Below are 14,484 nucleotides of genomic sequence, written 5' to 3' on the forward strand. Positions count from 1 at the left end.
GCGGGGGCGGAAGGGGCGGAGGCGGCGGGCTACGTGGATGAATCCCTCCCGGCGGATCAGCGCCTGGAGATGGAGCAGTTGAAGAACCGGGTGCGCTCGGCCATCGAGAAGCTTCCGGAGAAAGAGCGCAAGCTCCTGCAGGGCTATTACTTCCAGGGACGCACGCTGGAAGAGGCAGGGGCGGAGATCGGGCAGTCGAAGAGCTGGGCGTCGCGGCTTCACGCGCGCGCCATTGACCGGCTCAAGGAACTCTTGAACGAGGAGGAGGAACTCCCTCCCCCCTCGACGGATGCAAGGAGGGTGTCACATGGCGGCTCCGATGAGCGGCATCTCCGCGGGACAGGTAGCGCAGCAAAAGCTGCAGGACCAGGGCGCGCAGCAGACGCAGAAGACGGGCGCCTCGAAGTTCGACGGAGTTCTCGCTGACAAGGCGCAGGGCGCTGGCCAGGTGGACGCCGCCCAGAACGTGAACAAGGCCCAGGCCGCGCAGGCCACCCAGAAGGTGGACACCGTCCGCCAGGTGGAGACCGTCAACAAGGCGGAGAAGGCCAACCTGAACAAGGTGAGCGGCGCGGCCCAGCAGCCCGCCACGGCCAAGGGCGCGGAGCCCGTGGACGCGAAGGCCGAAGCCTCGAAGACGACCAAGTCGGGCGGCATGGTGTCCGACCTCGTCTCCGGTCTGGAGAAGGGCCAGGTCAGCATGGACAAGCTCATCAAGCAGGCCTCCTCCGGCAAGAACATGTCCAACGCGGAGCTGCTCGGCCTCCAGGCGTCCATGTACAAGTACTCGCAGGAGCTGGACCTCACGTCGAAGGTCGTCGAGAAGGCCACCAGCGGCCTGAAGGACGTCGTCAAGACGCAGGTCTGAAGTCCCCACCCCGCCGGGCCATGGCGGCATGCGAAGGGCGGTCCCTCCCAGGGTTCGGGAGGGGGCGCCCTTCCGCGTTTTGCAAGGGCCCTGTTAAGCTACGCGCGCCCATGACTCGCCGAACGTCCGTCTACGCCGCCCCGCTCCTCGCCCTGCTGTTCCTCACCGGCTGCTCCATCGAGCTGCAGCACGAGCTGACGGAGGCGGACGCGAATGAAATCTACGTCCTGCTCAGCAAGAACGGCATCAACGCCAAGAAGGAGAAGGCGGAGGGCGGCAACGAAGTGCGCTTCACCATCGTCGTCCCCAAGGGCGACGCCGCGCAGGCCGCGGAGCTGCTGAAGCGCAACTCGCTGCCGCGCCCGGTGGAGAAGGGCCTGTCCCACTTCGCCAAGGGCAGCATGGTGCCCACCGCCACGGAGGAGCGCGCCATGCTCCTCAAGGCCATGGCGGGTGAGGTCTCCAACGCGCTCAACCAGATCGACGGCGTGCTGGAGGCGCGCGCCATCGTGATGGTGCCGGAGAACAACGACCTGTCGCAGCCGGAGAACAAGCCGATGCCGTCGGCCTCCGTGTTCATCAAGTACCGCACGGTGGAGGGCGGCAAGCCCCCCGTCACGGTGGACGCGGTGAAGCAGTTCGTCGCCAGCTCCGTGTCGGAGCTCAAGCCGGAGGCCGTCACCGTCCTGATGACGGAGGCCATGGCCCCCACGGCGGAGACCACGGAGACCAACCGCCTGCAGGACGTGCTCGGCGTGCGCATGACGGCCGCCAGCGCCAGCACGTTCAAGATGATCCTCGGCGGCGCGTTCGCGCTCATCCTGGCGATGATGGGCGTCACCGCGTGGACCTTCATGCGCGGCGGCTCCGGTGGCGGTGCCCCCGCCGCGGCGGCGCGCCCCGCCCGTGCGCGCGGCGGTCGCACCGAGTAGTCCCGCAGCGTCGCATCCCGCGGCCCTCCTGGGGTGGACCGCGGGACGTGTCCTCCAGGCCGGGGACACGTCTTCTATCTTCAGCGGGCCACCTGGGGGCCCGCGAGGTGACCGTTGGATTCCTTCTTCACCTCGCTCAGCAAGCGCCAGACCATGATGCTGCTCACCGCGGTCACCTTCGGGGGCCAGGAGAGCATGGCGGCGCTGGAGCACCTGCCGGACGAGGAGAGCGCGCTCTTGCGCCACCGCGCGCAGGAGATCCTCCAGATTCCGCGTGAGAAGCGCCTGCCTGCGGTGGTGCAGGAACTCAAGCGCCTGATGAAGGACCGGCGCGGCCAGCTGTGGACCGCGGATCCGGAGCGGCTGGCGGCGCTGCTCCAGCGCGAGCGCGGGGCCCTGGTGGAGGTCACCCTGCGCGCGCTGCCCGGCAACATGGCGGAGGCCGTGCGCGGCCACCTGCCGCCCTCGCGCGTGAAGCTCACCCGCGAGGTGCGGCCTCAGGTCCTGGACATCATCCGCTGGAAGTTGGAGGAGGCGCTGGCGCGCGAGGTCGCTGGCCAGTCCGCGGGCTTCAAGTTCGCGGACGTGCTCAACCTCCAGACGCGCGAACTGCTCACCGTGAGTGATCGCCTGGGCGCGCGCGTGCTCGGGCCGGCGCTGGCGGGGCTCCCCGAGGAGGAGCTCAACGGCCTCATGGAGTCGCTGCCTCCGGACCTGCTCCAGCTCGCGAGCAAGTCCGTGGCGGCCAATGCGCCGCGCAAGCTGCCGGAGGAGGACGCGCGAGCGCAGATCAACCTGCATGAGGGCTTCACCAGACTGGCCGGTGCCATCCGCAGCGCGGGCGTGCAGCGGCTGGCGCGCGCTTGCGTGGCGCAGTCCCCAGAGTTCGCCGCGCGCATGCTGGAGAAGCACCGTGGCGAGTTCGGCCACCTGCTGGCGAAGTGGGTGCGCGAGGAGCGCTCGCGGCCGACGGCCCGGGGCGATGGCGGCCGCACCGACATCGTCATGGACCTGGAGCGGCTGGCCGTGCGCGGCCTCATTGAGCGGCCCGTACGCCTGACGGCGCCGCCGCCGCGCCCCTCCGCCGTGCTGCCTCCACCGCCGGGAGCGCGCAAGCCCGCCCCGGCCCCGGGCGCCCGTCCGTCCGCCGCGGCGGCCCCGGCACCGCGCGAAGGCCAGCGTCCCGCCTCGGCGGATCCATCGCGTGCGCCCGCGCTCCGGCCTCCCAGGCCGCCCGTGCGGGGCGGAGCCGCCGCCGACGACGCCTCGGGAGATGCCGCCGCCAGGCGCGACTTCATGGCCGAGCGCGCCGCCCGTCGCGCGGGCGCGGCCTCCAGCCGTGACGCGGCACCGGGCGCTGCCCCCGGCGGACGTCCGCGTCCGCCTCCGGGAGAGGACCGGGGCTCGTCGGTGGGGCCCGCCCCCCGCGCGTCCATGGTCTCGCCGGAAGGAGACGCGAACGGTTCGCGGATGCGCCGGATGCCGGTGGAGCGCGAGCGTGGCCCCGCGCCCCGGGCGTCCATGGTGGCGCCGGAAGGGGAGGCCGGAGGCTCGCAGATCCGCCGGATGCCGGCGGAGCGTGGCCCCGCGCCGCGCGCGTCCATGGTGGCGCCGGAGGGGGAGGCCGGAGGCTCGCAGATCCGCCGGATGCCGGTGGAACGGGGCTCGTCGGTGGGGCCCGCGCCCCGCGCGTCGACCGGGGGCGTTCCCAGCCGCCGTGATCCAGACGCACCCCGGCCCTCGCGTCCCGCCCGGCCGGATCCGGAAGGCGCCCGCATTGGCCCGCCGCCCTCGAGGCTTGGCGCACGCGGTGCGTCACGTCCGCCGGAGCCGGACGCGCCCGAGGGCCGCTCCGTCCGGGTCGAGCGCCCCGCGCGGCCTCCCGCCGACGCGGAGGAGCGCGCGCCCCGGCGCCCGGAGCCCTCCGGGGAGTCCGCCGACGGGGCCCGGGTGCTGCGCTCGCGCACCGGCGCCCGTCCCGCGGCGCGTCCCGAACCGGGGGATGCTCCGGAGCGTCCCCCGCGCGTGCTCTCCAGCCAGGCGTCCTCCTCCCGGTCCTCGGAGGGAACCCAGGTGGGCCGCAGGCGCCCCGCTCCCACCGACCGGCCGGGCCCGGATGACGCGAGCGGTCCGGGAGGGCGTGGACCGCGCGGCGGAACGCGCTAGCATCCGGTCTGCAAGGAGTGGCCCATGGCGATCGGCAAGGTAATCAAGGGGGACGGGTTGGCGGAGTCGGTGGTCGTCGCCTCGTCCGAGCGACCGGCGCTGCGTCCGCCGCGCGCGGGCGTGATGAACGCCGAGGTCTTCGAGGCGCGCCAGGGCGCCCAGGGCATCATCGAGGAGGCCCAGCGCGAGCGTGAGCGCATCCTCGCAGAGGCCCAGCGCGAGAAGGAGGAGCTCTTCGCCAAGGCGAAGGACCTGGGCCGTCAGGAAGGCATCGCCCAGGCCACGGAGCTGCTGCTGCGCGCGAAGATCCAGGCCGGGGAGATGCTCCAGTCCCAGGAGCAGGACATCATCTCGCTGGCCCTGAAGATGGCGGAGAAGATCCTCGGCCGCGACCTGGAGCGCGAGCCGGAGCTGCTGGTGGACATGTGCGCCGCGGCCATCGACAACCTGCGCAACGCGCGCGCCATGGTCCTGCGCGTGCACCCGAAGACGGCCGCGGTGCTGCGCGCCAAGCGCCCGGTGCTGATGGAGCTCATCGGCCGCACGGTGGACCTGGCCATCAAGGAGGACCCGGAGGTCGCTCCCGTGGGCTGCATCGTGCAGACGGAGTTCGGCACCGTGGACGCGCAGCTGCCCACGCAGCTGGAGATGCTCCAGAACCTCCTGCAGCCGGACACCGCGCGCAAGCCCGGCCCTCCCTGAGCCTTCCGGCCCGCACCGCGCCCTAGAGCTTCCCCGGATCCGCCATGGCCATCGACCTTTCGCGCTACTACGACCTCATCAAGGAAGCGTCCCTCGTCCGGGTGCGCGGCCGCGTCACGGAGCTGACGGGCCTCGTCATCAAGGCGAGCGTGCCCAACGTGCGCATCGGCGAGGTGGTGCTCGTCAAGAACCGCCAGCGCGGCCTGATGAAGTCGGAGGTCGTGGGCTTCGTGGGCGACGAGGTGATGCTCATGCCCCTGGGCGAGCTGTACGGCATCGGTCCGGACAGCGAGTGCATCCCCACGGGCCGCCCGCTCACCATCAAGTGCGGTGACGCGCTCCTGGGCCGTGTGCTCACCGGCATCGGCGAGCCCATGGACGGCAGGCCCCTGGATGGAGAGGGCCTGATCGACTGGCCCGTGGACCGCGACTGCCCGGACCCCTTCACCCGCCAGCGCATCGAGCGGCCGCTGCCCCTGGGCGTGCGCTGCATCGACGGGCTGCTCACCGTGGGCGAGGGCCAGCGCGTGGGCCTCTTCGCGGGCTCCGGCGTCGGCAAGTCCACGCTGATGGGGCAGATTGCCCGCAACACGCAAGCGGACTTGAGCGTCGTGGCGCTCATCGGCGAGCGTGGTCGCGAGGTTCGCGAGTTCATCGAGGACGCCATGGGCGAGGAGGGCATGAAGCGCGCCGTGCTGGTGTGCGCCACGTCCGACCAGCCCGCCCTCGTGCGTCTGCGCGCCGCGTACGTCGCCACGGCCATCGCGGAGTACTTCCGTGAGCGCGGCGGCAACGTGCTGTTCATGCTCGACACGGTGACGCGTCTGGCGCGCTCCCAGCGCGACATCGGCCTTGCCATCGGCGAGCCCCCGGCGCGTCAGGGCTACCCGCCCAGCGTCTTCTCCATGCTGCCGCGCATCCTGGAGCGCACGGGCAACTCGGCGAAGGGCAAGTGCACCGCCATCTACACCTGCCTCGTGGCCGGCGGTGACATGGAAGACCCCATCGCGGACGAGGTCCGAGGTATTCTGGACGGCCACTTCATCCTCAATCGTGAGCTGGGCGCGCGAAACCAGTGGCCGGCCATGGACGTCCTCCAGAGCCTCAGCCGTGTGATGAGCGGCATCGTCAGCAAGGAACACAAGAAGGCCGCTGGCAAGCTGCGCGAGACGCTCGCCACCTACGAGAAGCAGCGCGACCTCATCCTGCTGGGCGCCTACCAGGCCGGCGCGGACCCCAGGACGGACTACGCCATCGAGAAGTACGACGCCATCATCGACTTCCTCAAGCAGGACACCCACTCCAACTCTCCGTACGAGGAGACCGTGGAGCAGCTCATCAACCTGTTCGCGGACTGACGCGGGCCGCCTTCCGGCCGGCCTGCATGGACGGGGCGGTTTTTGGGTAGGATGCCCCCACCATGCCCCCGTACCGGTTGCAGTCGTTGCTGGACATGCGTGAGAAGGCGAAGGAGGAGGCCGAGCAGGCCTTCTCCGACGCCGTCAAGGCGCTGGCGAAGGAAGAGGCGGAGCAGAAGCGCCTGGAGGCGGAGCTGGAGCGCCGCCGCAAAGAGCGCAAGGCCAAGGTCGCCGAGTACTTCCAGCAGATCATGGCCAAGGGCGCCGGCATCAACGGCATGAACATGATGGGCCGCTTCGAGGAGCGTCTGAAGGACGACGAAGCCCAGGTCGCCCTCCAGATTGAACACCAGAAGGAGGTCGTCCGGACGGCCGGCCGCCTGGTGGAGCAGCGCCGCATGCTGATGGCCGAGGCCGCCAAGGAGCTCAAGGCCATCGAGAAGAACAAGGAGAAGTTCGTCAAGCAGGTGAAAAAAGAGCGCCAGGACCGCGAGGAGCTGCAGCAGGAGGAGATCGGCAGCGCCTTGTTCCTGGCCCGCCAGCGCAAGTAACCTCCCGCCGCCTTCCGCCGAGTCTGGAGAGACGCCATGAGCCGAGTTGATGACGATCGCGATGCCGCGCGCTTGGCGGAGCGGATGATCCAGGAGCGCAAGCTCGCGGAGGCGAAGACCCAGAAGCGCCTGCAGGGCGACTCCGTCTTCTCCAAGCTGGTCCAGCAGGGCCAGGCGGAACAGGCCCTGCCCAAGCAGGCGCAGGAGCTGAAGCAGCCCCTGGGCAAGCAGGTCCTGGCGCGCCTCGCGCAGGGGCAGGGCAAGACCTTCGACGAGAAGCTGGCCCAGAAGGAGACCGCCTTCGCGAAGCCCGGTGAGTCCACCCAGGGCGCCCAGCAGTCCCAGCGCAACAGCGAGACGCAGAGCGCGTCCAGGGGCGGGGAGTCGCGCAAGTCGGAGGTCGTGGAGGAGAAGCGCTCCACGGACGTCCGCGAGAGCGACATGAACAAGGCCGAAGGACAGGCCAGCCGGCTGAGCCAGGAGAAGGGCGAGCTGAAGATCGACGTCAACGCCGGCGGCGGCAAGGGCGCGGGCGGCGGCGGGACCAGCAACAAGGAGAAGGACGACAAGGGCGGGCAGATGGCCGCCGCCGCGGGCTTCCGCTTCAACCCCGCGCTGATGGCGCCGGTGCCCGTGGCCAAGCCCAAGGACACGGCGGGCTCCGAGCGGCTGCGCGCCATGGCGAACGAAATCGCCCAGAAGATCGTCGAGCGCGTGCGCGTGGGCACCAACGCCGCGGGCAACGCGGAGTTCCAGATCGACCTGCGCGGCGACGTGCTCAACGGCCTGTCCATCAAGGTCAGCGCGAAGAACGGGAAGATCTCCGCCACCTTCAGCGGCAGCGACCGCGACACGCTCAAGCTCCTGGAGGAGCAGAGCGACGGCCTGCGCAGCGCCCTGGGCGGCCGGGGGCTGGCGCTTGAAAATCTGAGGTTCGAGGCCAAGACATGAGCCTGGAGCCGGACGACGAGCCCGGAGTCTTCGAGCGCACCATGTTGGTCGACACCCGGAAGCTGGGACCGCCCCCGAAGCCCGCGCAGGCTCCGGCGCCGGCCCCCGCGCCGGTCATGCCATGGCGGCCGTTCGCCTTCTCGCACCTGGAGAAGGTGTCGCGCACGCAGGGCCAGCTGGCGGAGCGGCTGCGCTGGCTCACGCCCAGCGCGGGCACGCTGGAGACCGTCTGCGCGCGCCTCAAGGCCCTCTTCGACGTGGACGTGCGCCTGTCGGTGGAGTCCGCCCAGGCGCGCCCCATGACGGAGCTGCGCCGCTTCCTGGGCGACCCGTCCTTCCTGGCGGTGCTCGCTCCCGGCGCGCTCAAGGGCCGGGTCATCCTCGAGATCGAGCTGTCGCTGGCGCACTCGGCGGTGGACCTGCTCCTGGGCGGCGCCGGTGAGACGGTGGGCTTGCGGCCCCTGACGGACATCGAGGAGGGCGTGATGGGCTACGTCGTCCTGGAGGCCCTGAAGGAGCTGGTGCCCGGGCTGCAGCCCGGCGTCCCCCGGCCCCGCCTGGACGGCGTGGCGCGCGGCGTGGACGAGGTCTCCGCGCGCCTGGGCGAGGACGGCCCGATGCTGGCGGTGCACCTGAACGCGGTGGTGGGCACGCACCGTGGCATCGTGCGGCTGGTGGTGCCGTCCGCGGTGCTGGAGGCGGCCGAGCCCGCGGTGGAGAGCGCCCAGCGGCGCGACCAGCGCCGGCAGGACATGAAGGCCAACGGGCGGCGCCTGTCCGCGCTGCGCGATTGGCTGCGCGCGGAGATTGGCGTGGCGGAGCTGTCCGCCCAGGACCTGGCGTCGCTGCGCATCAAGGACGTGCTGCTCCTGGACCTGCTGTCGGCGCGGCCGGACAAGGGCGAGGCCGGCACCGCGCAGCTGCGGCTGGGCCTGGGGCGCACCGGCCACTTCGCGGCGGACGTGTTCGTGGAGAACGGCCGCTACCGGGCGCGCATCACGGACATCATCCCCGGCGAGCCGGGCAACCCCCAGGTTGGGGAGTCCGGCGGGTCGGAAGAGAACGAGGACTTCACCAACCCGGAGCTGGGCGTTCCTCCGGAACTCGAAGGGGCGGCATTGGACGACAAGGACGGAAGCGATCTGCTCAGCGACCTGCCCCTGCAGGTGGCGGTGGAGCTGGCGCGCGTACCCATCACGGCTGAACAGGTGGTGGGCCTGCGCACCGGCCAGGTCATCGACCTGCGCCGTGGGGCAGGGGAGCCCGTGGACCTGTCGGTGAACGGCAAGGTCGTGGCCCGGGGCGAACTCGTGGAGCTGGAGGGACAGCTCGGTGTGCGCATCATCCACCTGAGCTGATGCACCTGTGCCCATGCGTCAGAGGGCAGGCGGGCAGGGGGGCGTGCTCGTGCCCAGGCCCGTGGCGGTCCTGACTCGGGTGCACTAGGCTCGCGCCCATCCATGGCGGTCCTCGGTCTCTCCTCCTCGCGCCTGTTGCTCGGCGCCGCGCTGCTCTTCGCGTCGCCCGCCGTCCTGGCGCAGGCGCCCGCGGCCTCCACGCCTGACGCCTCCGTCGCGGCCCCGGCCCCGGCTCCAGAGGTGGCCGCGCCCGAGGCCGTGAAGCAGGCGGCTCCCGCGGTGGCTCCGCATTCCGGTGATGGCGCGGCCCGCGCGAAGCGCCACGCGGACGAACTGGACCGCGAACTGGGGGTCGCCGAGCCGGAAGCCGCCGAGGAGCAGGAGAGCCTGGGCTGGGTGGTGGTGCGCACGGTGGCGCTGCTGGGCGCGGTGATCGCGGCCATCTACCTCACGCTCAACGTGGGCCTGCGCAGGCTGATGGGCCTGCAGGGCGTGCCCGTGGGCAAGGCGTCGGTCGTGTCGGTGATGGAGCGAATCCCGTTGGATCAACGGCGCACGCTCTTCGTCCTGAAGGCCGCGGACGAGTACCTGCTGGTGGGCGGCGGCGAGGGTGGCGTGCAACTGGTTTCGAAGCTGGACCGCGACGCCGTGGAGCGCATCCGCGCCGCGCGTCCGCCGTCGTCGCCGGTCTCCCTGAGTCCTTTCCTCCAGAAGCTCCTCTCCCGCCGGACCGGTGGCACCACGCCGCCGCCGGGCGTCTGAAGGCCGTCCCGTGAACCGTTCGTCTCCCGCCGCCCGTCCGCTGCTGTTCCGCGCTCCGCCCTGGCTCTTCGCGGCCCTCGTGTCCCTGCACCCCTTCGTCGCGTCCGCGGCGAAGAAGGGCGGGGACTCGATGCCGGATGAAATGGTCAAGGAGGCGGTGAGCTCCGACTCCTTCACCTCCCGTCCGCTCATCCTCATCCTCGCGCTCGCGGCCATGTCGCTGGTCCCGTTCGCGCTGATGATGGTGACCAGCTTCGTGAAGATCTCGGTGGTGCTCTCCATCGTCCGCTCGGCGCTGGGCACCCAGCAGATTCCCCCCACCCAGGTCATCACCGGCCTGGCCATCATCCTCACCGTCTACATCATGGCCCCCGTGGGCCAGGAGATGTACCGGGCGGGAGGCATCGACATCTGGTCCCGGGGAACGTCGGTGTTCTCCTCGGAGACGGTGGGCACGATGCTGGGCGCCGCGGACAAGTCCAAGGAGCCCCTGCGCGACTTCCTGATGAAGAAGGTCACCAACAAGGACCGCACGCTCTTCTACAGCCTGGCGAAGAAGATGCGGAAGGAGGAGGACCGCAAGGACATCGGCCCGAACGACTTCATGGTCATCGTGCCGGCCTTCGTCGTGTCCGAGCTGAAGGAGGCCTTCCAGATTGGCTTCCTCCTGTTCGTGCCCTTCATCGTCATCGACATGGTGGTGGCCAACATCCTCCTGGCGCTGGGCATGCACATGCTGTCGCCCACGACCATCTCCATGCCCTTCAAGCTGCTGTTGTTCGTGCTCGTGGACGGCTGGTACCTCATCGCCAAGGGCCTGGTCATCGGCTACCTGTAAGGAGCCTCGTACTCCCATGAATCAGCTCACGTTCATCACCCAGGAGGCGCTGTTCCTGGTGCTCGTGGTCTCCGCGCCGCCGGTGCTCATGAGCCTCCTGGTGGGCTTCCTCGTCTCGCTGTTCCAGGCCACCACGCAGATTCAAGAGCAGACGCTCTCGTTCGCGCCCAAGGTCGTCCTCGTCTTCGGCGTGCTGGCCATGACGGGCCCGTGGATTGGCGGTCAGCTGTTGCGGTTCACCTTCCACGTCTTCGACCGGTTCCCGGCGCTCATCGGCAGATGAACATCGGCGAAGCCATGGCCGAGCTGGGTGCTCGGGTCAACCTGTCGGTCGTCATCTTCACGATGGCACTCATCATGTGCCGCGTGATGCCCATCCTCATCTTCAGCCCGTTCCTGGGCGGCGAGGTCGTTCCCTCGGAGATGAAGCTGGGCCTGGGCCTGATGGTGTCCGCGGTGCTCTTCCCGTCCGTCGCGGACCGGATGGACAGGATTCCCCTGAGCGCGCTCCCGTACATCGCGCTGCTGCTCAAGGAGGTCTTCATCGGCGTGGCGCTGTCGTACATCGTCAACATGGTGTTCGACGCGGCCCGCGTGGCCGGCACTCTGATGGACACCATGTCCGGCAGCAACAACGCCCAGCTCTACGTGCCGCAGCTGGGCACGCAGGTGTCGCTCTTCTCCAGCCTCAAGGTGCAGCTGTGCGTGGTGCTGTTCCTGTCGCTGGACGGGCACCACATCATCATCCGGGCGCTCGGGGACAGCCTCGCCATCGTGCCGCTGGAGGGCTTCCCGCACTTCAGCCGCGGCGTGTGGCCCTTCTTCGACCTGATGATCCGCTCCTTCGCGGACCTGCTGAAGATCAGCCTGGCGCTGGCCGGCCCCGGCATGGTGGCCGCGTTCGTCACCGACCTGGCCCTGGGCGCCATCAACCGCGTGGCGCCGCAGATCCAGGTGTTCTTCATCTCCATGTCGCTCAAGCCGCTGGTGGGCGTGTTGATCATGTTCATCGCCATCCACGTGGTCATCGGGCGCATGCAGCAGGAACTGGCCAACATGCTCCGGATGTTCCAGCACGCCATCCAGCTCCTGGCCTGAGCGGCCTCAAGCCTCCCGGGATTCCTCCATGTCGGACGAGAGTGGCGACAAAACAGAAGAACCGTCGCATAAGAAGCTCGACGACGCGCGCAAGAAGGGTCAGACCTGGAAGAGCAAGGACCTGACGGGCGTGGCCGTGCTCATCGCCGGCCTGGGCATCGTCAAGGGCACCTGGGACAACGTGGAGACGGAGATCTCCTCGCTCTTCCGCTACAGCTTCGACGCCATCGCCCACTCGCAGGACCTGGGCCTGGCGACGACGCAGCTGCTCTACATGGGCCTGCGCACCCTGCTGCTGCTGACGGTGCCCGTCGTGGCGGGCGCGGCGGTGCTGGGCGGGCTGATGGACTTCCTCCAGGTGGGGTCGCTCTTCACCATCGACCCGCTCATCCCCAAGTTCGACAAGCTCAACCCCATCGCGGGGTTGAAGAACATGTTCTCCAAGAAGTCCTTCGTGGAGCTCTTGAAGAACCTCATCAAGATCTCCGTCGCCGCCTATGTCGTCACCGGCGTGGTCCGCGACTCGATGCCCCTGGTCATCGAAACGGTGCGGCAGGACACGCACGGCATCATGGCCATCCTGGGAGAGATCATCTACCGGGTGTCCGTGCGCATCGTGATGCTCTTCGTCATCTTCGGCGTGTTCGACGTGTGGTGGCAGCGCAAGTCGTTCATGAAGGACATGATGATGACGAAGGAGGAGGTCAAGAAGGAGTACAAGCAGAGCGAGGGTGACCCGCACCACAAGGCCAAGCGCAAGGAACTCCACCATGAGATCATGGAGGGAGCCCAGATGGAGGCGGTGAAGGACGCGAGCGTCATCGTCACCAACCCGGACCACGTCGCCGTGGCGCTCCAGTACGACCAGAACAAGGACGGGGCCCCGCGGGTGCTGGTGAAGGGCATGGACGCCAAGGCGGAGCGCATCAAGGCGCTGGCGCGCGAGGCGGACGTGCCCCTGTTGCGCAACGTCCCGCTGGCGCACGCGCTCTTGCGCGTGGAGGTGGGCGAGGAAGTTCCGGAGGACCTCTACGACGCGGTCGCGGAGGTTTTGAACTTCGTCTACGGGCTGAAGCAGCAGCAGAACGCGGCGCCGCCGGCGCGCGCCTGAGGAGGACGCCATGGCCAGCGACGAAGAGGCGGACATCGCCATCGCCATCAAGTACGACAAGCAGGCGGACGGTGCGCCTCGCGTCGTGGCGAAGGGAATGCGCCTCAAGGCGGAGAAGATCCGGGAGATCGCCAAGCAGTACGGCATCCCGGTGATGCGCAACGTGTCCCTGGCGCACGCCCTGTACCGGGTGGACGTGGGGCAGGAAGTGCCGGAAGAGCTCTACGACGCGGTCGCGGAGGTCCTGAACTTCATCTATTCACTCCAGCGGGAGCAGGCGGGCGGACGCTGAAGGGGGCTGGACGCGCCCCCCCCACCTGTATTGAAGTCGGGCCACCATGGCCAGAATCAACAATCAACCCCCCAGCACCGCGCTTTGGCCCTGGGGAGGTCCCCGCAGCGTCCGCGAGCGGCTGGTGGACCCGTCCCAGCTGGACCGGGCGAAGAAGCTGCGCAAGGCGGGCAACATCAAGAACCCGTCGCTGCCCTCCGCGGCGCTGCTGGACTTCATCGGTCCGGCGCACTCGTCGGAAGAGCTCCGGCTGCCCCTGCCTCCTCACCCGGGCGGGCATGACGCGGACCTGGAGGGCTTCAGCGACCGGCCGCACCTGGCCAGCGTCGCCGGCCGCGGGGATGACGGGCAGCGCCGGATGCTGGAGCGCGGCCTGTCCAAGGTCAACGCGCCGCCGGAGCGCCTGGAGCGCCTCAAGGCCCTCTTGCAGCGCGAGTCCGCGATGCTGGGGCTGGTGGACCAGGTGAGCGCGGAGTCGCAGGAGATCATCCGCCGCATGTGGGAAGAGCAGAAGGACGAGGGCTACTGACCCATGGCGGCGCTGGACCCCGAGGATCCGCAGGATGAGGCGAAGCTCACGGCCCTCCTGCAGCGCTGGGCGGAAGGGAAGGCCACGCTCCGCGAGGTGCGCGGCTATTCCAACGATGAGCTCTACGCCATCGCCAAGACGGCCTACTTCTTCTTCTACCAGGGCCGGGTGGCGGAGGCGCGGACGCTGTTCCAGGGGCTCTACGCCATCAACCCCACGGACGTGTACTTCGCCAAGGCGCTCGGGGTGGTGGAGATGGCCGCCGGCAACGGGCAGGGCGCGCTCGCCGCCTTCGACGTGGCCGCGAAGCTGGCTCCGCAGGACCCCGCCGTCTACGTGGGACGCGCGGAGGTGAAGCTGGCCATGGGCCAGAAGCCCCAGGCGCTCGAGGATTTGCGCCGCGCGGCGGCCATGACGCCCACGGATGATCCGGTGGTGCGCAAGGCCGGCGCCATGGTGAGCGCGCTCACCCGCCGCTGATCCACGGCGGGGCGTGTCACCGGGTCGTTGGATGTGGAAGCCCTGTAAACTCTGTTAGGCTCGATTCATTCACCTCAACCGATGGAGAGGTTCATGGCCCCCCCCAAGAAGGAAGTCCCGCCGCTGCCGCCGGAGCCGCCGGAGCTGACCGCGAAGCGAGAGAAGCTCCTGGTGGAGCTGGACGAGCAGTCCAAGTCCGCGACGGGCGTGTTCCAGCAGGTGCTGCGCAACATGCGCAAGCTGGTGGCCTCCGGAGCTCCCACGGCGCCGCTGGATCAGCAGCTCTACACGGACGTGAAGGACGCGCTCACGCGCTTCATGAAGGAGCCCATCCTTCCGCCTCCGCCCATCCTCGGTCAGGTGGTGGAGTACCTGCAGTACCGCATCTCCACCTACGGCATGACCATCCAGAAGATGGCGCTCGAGATCAACCCCGAGATCGCCGGCAAGATGGCCATCCAGCCCCCGGGTGCCGCGGCCCCCGCGGC

Annotated in this window: 17 protein-coding genes and 1 pseudogene; all 18 read left to right on the plus strand. The window is 69.6% G+C overall.

Annotated features, from left to right (window positions below; genetic code table 11):
- A partial coding sequence (locus D7W79_RS26390; RefSeq protein ID WP_120528164.1) for a sigma-70 family RNA polymerase sigma factor occupies window positions 1-426 on the plus strand: 426 nt, incomplete at its 5' end.
- A gap of 22 nt (window positions 427-448) precedes the next feature.
- Window positions 449-868: an EscF/YscF/HrpA family type III secretion system needle major subunit gene (locus tag D7W79_RS26395; protein WP_120528165.1), complete on the plus strand. Its 420-nt coding sequence runs from the start codon at window positions 449-451 to the stop codon at window positions 866-868.
- A gap of 110 nt (window positions 869-978) precedes the next feature.
- Window positions 979-1,800: a type III secretion protein gene (locus tag D7W79_RS26400; RefSeq protein ID WP_120528166.1), complete on the plus strand. Its 822-nt coding sequence runs from the start codon at window positions 979-981 to the stop codon at window positions 1,798-1,800.
- Between the two features lie 114 nt (window positions 1,801-1,914).
- The gene (locus tag D7W79_RS26405; protein WP_120528167.1) at window positions 1,915-3,966 is read left to right on the plus strand and encodes a hypothetical protein; all 2,052 of its coding nucleotides are present in this window, start codon (window positions 1,915-1,917) and stop codon (window positions 3,964-3,966) included.
- Window positions 3,967-3,990: 24 nt separating this feature from the next.
- Entirely contained in the window at window positions 3,991-4,668 is a 678-nt protein-coding gene (locus D7W79_RS26410) for a FliH/SctL family protein (protein WP_120528168.1), read from the plus strand.
- Between the two features lie 44 nt (window positions 4,669-4,712).
- Window positions 4,713-6,026 (plus strand): type III secretion system ATPase SctN, encoded by a 1,314-nt coding sequence (gene sctN / locus D7W79_RS26415; RefSeq protein ID WP_120528169.1) that lies wholly within the window; start codon window positions 4,713-4,715, stop codon window positions 6,024-6,026.
- A gap of 62 nt (window positions 6,027-6,088) precedes the next feature.
- Window positions 6,089-6,577, plus strand: a complete 489-nt coding sequence (locus D7W79_RS26420) for a flagellar assembly protein FliH (protein ID WP_120528170.1) — start codon at window positions 6,089-6,091, stop codon at window positions 6,575-6,577.
- A gap of 36 nt (window positions 6,578-6,613) precedes the next feature.
- Window positions 6,614-7,528 (plus strand): flagellar hook-length control protein FliK, encoded by a 915-nt coding sequence (locus D7W79_RS26425; RefSeq protein WP_120528171.1) that lies wholly within the window; start codon window positions 6,614-6,616, stop codon window positions 7,526-7,528.
- The gene (sctQ, locus tag D7W79_RS26430) at window positions 7,525-8,886 is read left to right on the plus strand and encodes a type III secretion system cytoplasmic ring protein SctQ (protein WP_120528172.1); all 1,362 of its coding nucleotides are present in this window, start codon (window positions 7,525-7,527) and stop codon (window positions 8,884-8,886) included. The genes D7W79_RS26425 and sctQ overlap by 4 nt, the downstream gene beginning before the upstream one ends.
- 102 nt (window positions 8,887-8,988) lie before the next feature.
- Window positions 8,989-9,648: a flagellar biosynthetic protein FliO gene (locus D7W79_RS26435; protein ID WP_120528173.1), complete on the plus strand. Its 660-nt coding sequence runs from the start codon at window positions 8,989-8,991 to the stop codon at window positions 9,646-9,648.
- A gap of 10 nt (window positions 9,649-9,658) precedes the next feature.
- Window positions 9,659-10,486: a type III secretion system export apparatus subunit SctR gene (gene sctR / locus D7W79_RS26440; protein WP_120528174.1), complete on the plus strand. Its 828-nt coding sequence runs from the start codon at window positions 9,659-9,661 to the stop codon at window positions 10,484-10,486.
- A 16-nt stretch (window positions 10,487-10,502) separates the two neighbouring features.
- Entirely contained in the window at window positions 10,503-10,769 is a 267-nt protein-coding gene (gene sctS / locus D7W79_RS26445) for a type III secretion system export apparatus subunit SctS (protein WP_120528175.1), read from the plus strand.
- Window positions 10,766-11,584: a flagellar biosynthetic protein FliR gene (locus D7W79_RS26450; protein ID WP_120528176.1), complete on the plus strand. Its 819-nt coding sequence runs from the start codon at window positions 10,766-10,768 to the stop codon at window positions 11,582-11,584. The genes sctS and D7W79_RS26450 overlap by 4 nt, the downstream gene beginning before the upstream one ends.
- 28 nt (window positions 11,585-11,612) lie before the next feature.
- Window positions 11,613-12,695: a type III secretion system export apparatus subunit SctU gene (sctU, locus tag D7W79_RS26455; RefSeq protein ID WP_120528177.1), complete on the plus strand. Its 1,083-nt coding sequence runs from the start codon at window positions 11,613-11,615 to the stop codon at window positions 12,693-12,695.
- Between the two features lie 10 nt (window positions 12,696-12,705).
- Window positions 12,706-12,987, plus strand: a complete 282-nt coding sequence (locus D7W79_RS26460) for an EscU/YscU/HrcU family type III secretion system export apparatus switch protein (protein WP_120528178.1) — start codon at window positions 12,706-12,708, stop codon at window positions 12,985-12,987.
- Window positions 12,988-13,033: 46 nt separating this feature from the next.
- Window positions 13,034-13,516, plus strand: a complete 483-nt coding sequence (locus tag D7W79_RS26465) for a hypothetical protein (RefSeq protein WP_120528179.1) — start codon at window positions 13,034-13,036, stop codon at window positions 13,514-13,516.
- Window positions 13,517-13,519: 3 nt separating this feature from the next.
- Window positions 13,520-13,996, plus strand: coding sequence for a SycD/LcrH family type III secretion system chaperone (locus D7W79_RS26470; protein ID WP_120528180.1), 477 nt, complete (start codon window positions 13,520-13,522; stop codon window positions 13,994-13,996).
- 93 nt (window positions 13,997-14,089) lie between these two features.
- A pseudogene (locus tag D7W79_RS26475) lies at window positions 14,090-14,484 on the plus strand (hypothetical protein); the annotation flags it as partial.

It is taken from the genome of Corallococcus exercitus (assembly GCF_003611585.1).
GTDB lineage: Bacteria > Myxococcota > Myxococcia > Myxococcales > Myxococcaceae > Corallococcus > Corallococcus exercitus.